This window comes from Micromonospora avicenniae (assembly GCF_900156065.1).
GTDB lineage: Bacteria > Actinomycetota > Actinomycetes > Mycobacteriales > Micromonosporaceae > Micromonospora > Micromonospora avicenniae.
Window position 1 is genome coordinate 1 of sequence record NZ_FTNF01000053.1, and the last position, 3,098, is coordinate 3,098.

1 protein-coding gene is annotated in these 3,098 nt (G+C 66.6%); it reads left to right on the plus strand.

Annotation, left to right across the window (positions count from 1 at the left end; all coding sequences use genetic code 11):
- A partial coding sequence (locus BXA10_RS30200; protein ID WP_139338257.1) for a DNRLRE domain-containing protein occupies window positions 1-3,098 on the plus strand: 3,098 nt, incomplete at both ends.

Consider the following 3,098-nt stretch of genomic DNA (forward strand, 5'->3'; position numbering starts at 1 on the left):
CGGGACGGTCGCAGCATCGAGCTGGGTCTTTCGGGTGTCGCGAAGGCGGTCACGCCGAAGGTGTCCGGCTCGACGGTGACCTACGCCGGTGTGGCGGGCGGCGCGGACGTGGTCTATGACGTGACCAGCACGGCGTTGAAGGAGAAGATCGTGCTGCGGCAGGCCCCGAGTGGGCCGGTGTCGTACACGTTCACCCTGGACACCGCCGGGCTGACGGCGCAGCAGCGTGCGGACGGGTCGATCGCGTTCGTGCGTGCGGGCGGCGGTGAGCCGGTGTTCGTGATGCCGGCGCCGTTCATGTACGACGACAAGGGCGACAAGGATTCGCCGCACGGAAAGGTGTGGTCGGACAAGGTCACCCAGAAGGTGGCGCAGTCCGGTGGCCGCTCGACGATCACGGTGACGCCGGACGCGGGTTGGCTGGCCGACTCGGCGCGGGTGTATCCGGTGGTGGTCGACCCGACCATCAAGATCCAGCCGGTTCCGGACGACGCCCAGGATGTGCAGATCTACAAGGGCAACGCGGGGCACGCGTACGGGCAGGACACCACGACCTGGCCGCTCAAGGTGGGCACCGACAACTCGGTGTGGCGGTCGCTGGTCAAGTTCAAGACGTCCTCGATCCCGGTGAACACTCCGATCGACGACGCGCGTCTGGAGATGTACTACTCGCAGACGCACGGGTCGTGGGAGTACGACGTCGCGTTGGAGGCGCGGAAGATCACCACGGCGTGGGACGAGGACACCGCGACCTGGACGAGCATGAACGCAAACATGGCGGCGCAGCCGTCGGGCAACATGGTCACGAAGGACGACGGTGACTCCGGCACGTCGGTGACGGGGACGTGGCCGTACTCGGGCAACACCGAGTTGACGCCGTTGGCGATCAACGGGGACTACCGCTACAACGATGACACCACCGCGGGGAACACGCACACGTGGGTGCCGACGCTGACCGAGGCGGGCGACTACCAGGTCGAGGTGCACTTCGTCTCGCACACCGACGACCGGTACACCAGGACGCCGTACACGGTCTACTACAAGGGCGGCAGCAAGACCTACGAGGTGGACCAGACCGTCCCGTCGGGCAAGGGCCAGTGGAAGACCCTCGGGGTGCACACCTTCGACGCCGGCACGACCGGCCGGGTGGTGCTGGGCGACCACGTCGGAAACTCGGTGATCGCCGACGCGGTGCGGTTCACCCGCTGGGGTGTGGCGACGAAGAAGCGCGCCGTTTCCAGCGCCTGGTTGTCGTTCCCGGTGCGTAACACGGTCCAGGAGTGGGTGAACGCCCCGACCACGAACAACGGGTTCATGATCAAGGCGGTCGACGAGAACAAGCTCAACCGCGGTGGCCCGATCTTCGAGGCGTCGGAGTACGCGTACCAGAACGCCCGGCGTGACTACAACCTGCCGAAGCTGGTCGTCACCTACGGCCGTCCCGGGGTGGCGGTGCAGCCGCCGACCACCATCACCTCGACGGGTGCCGTGCTGAGCTGGCCCCAGTACAAGGACCCGTCGAGCAGCACGAGTGACGACGCGGTCGAGTACCAGGTGCACCGGAGCATCTTCCAGAACTTCACTCCGTCGGCGGCGACGTTGATCGCGCCGGTCTCGACCGGGACGCTGACGTATCAGGACACCACGGCGGTGCCCACGGCGGCGGACAACACCGACCCGTTGGCGCGGAAGTTCTACTACTACATGGTCGCGGTGAAGACCCGAGATGGGCAGTTGCTCGCGGGTCCGACCCAGTCGGCGACGTTGCCGAAGGCCGGCCAGATCACGCGGATCTACCGCACCGGGCAGAGCGACACCACCCTGTCGGCGGGACGGCCGACGGAGAACGTCGACGTCTACGACGGTGACCCGTACGTCAGCCCGGGCAACAACTCGCCCTACTACGGCGACACCCGCGGCCTGGTCAAGTTCGGGGCGCTGACCGGTGTTCCGGGCGACGCGAAGATCGTTGACGCCGAGTTGCGGATGTACAACACGTACCTGTATCCGGGCACGGACACCAACGAGTACGTTGACGTCTACAAGCTCAAGCGCGACTTCGTCGAGAACAAGGCCACGTGGAACACCTCCGACGGTGTCAACGCGTGGCCGGCCGGTGGTGACTACGACACCACCTGGAAGGCGAGTGTCACCGGGATCACCAACGACCCGGAGTGGGAGAGCTGGGACGTCACCGCAGCGGTGGACGGTTGGGTGAAGAACCCCGCCAGCAACTACGGTCTGCTGCTGCGGCAACGCGACGAGGTCAACCAGACCGCACGGGCGATGCTGCTCTCCTCCGAGGGCGCCGAGCCGATGCTGCGGCCGACGCTCGAGGTGACCTACCTCGAGCAGAACGCGGAGTCGACCTACTACGCGGCGCAAACCCCGCAGGTTTTGTCGCCGAACGCCACCTACAGCGTGCCGGTGACGGTGTCGAACCCGACGCTGGCGGACTGGAACAGCACGGACTGGGTGCTGTCGTACGACTGGAAGCGGGCCGACGGGCTCGGCCTCGCTGACGGCGCCGATGACAGCTACGAGCTTCGTACGCCGTTGCCGGCGAACATCAAGGCCGGCGGCACCGTGGACGTGGCCGCGCAGTTGAAGAGCCCGCCGTCGTCGACGGAGGGGAATAAGCGCACCGACTACGTGCTGCAGTGGGACCTGCGTCGTAAGAGTGACGGCGCGCGGTTGTCCGCGACCTCGCCGATCAAGGCGCTGCCGCAGAACGTGGCCGTGGAGGAGCCGACTTCCGACCAGTTGGGTCTGGAAAAGTTCTACTCGTACGCGGGGAAGAACACCGGCGCCGGCGGCTCGGTCATGAACAACCTGTACTCCGGCAACACGGTCTGGTCCTACGACGCCTTCAACAACCCGTCGCGCGGTCTGTCGACGTTCGTGCGGCTGGCCTACAACTCGTTGGACACCAGCGACACCGTGGCCGGCTACGGCTGGTCAGTGCAGGCGTCCTCGATGATGCGCCTCGGCGCGCCGCTGGACTTCCACCCGAACCCGAACCCCACCAAGGTCACGCTGACCGACGGTGACGGCACCAGCCACTGGTTCACCTGGGACGCGGCGGCCAACGAGTGGAA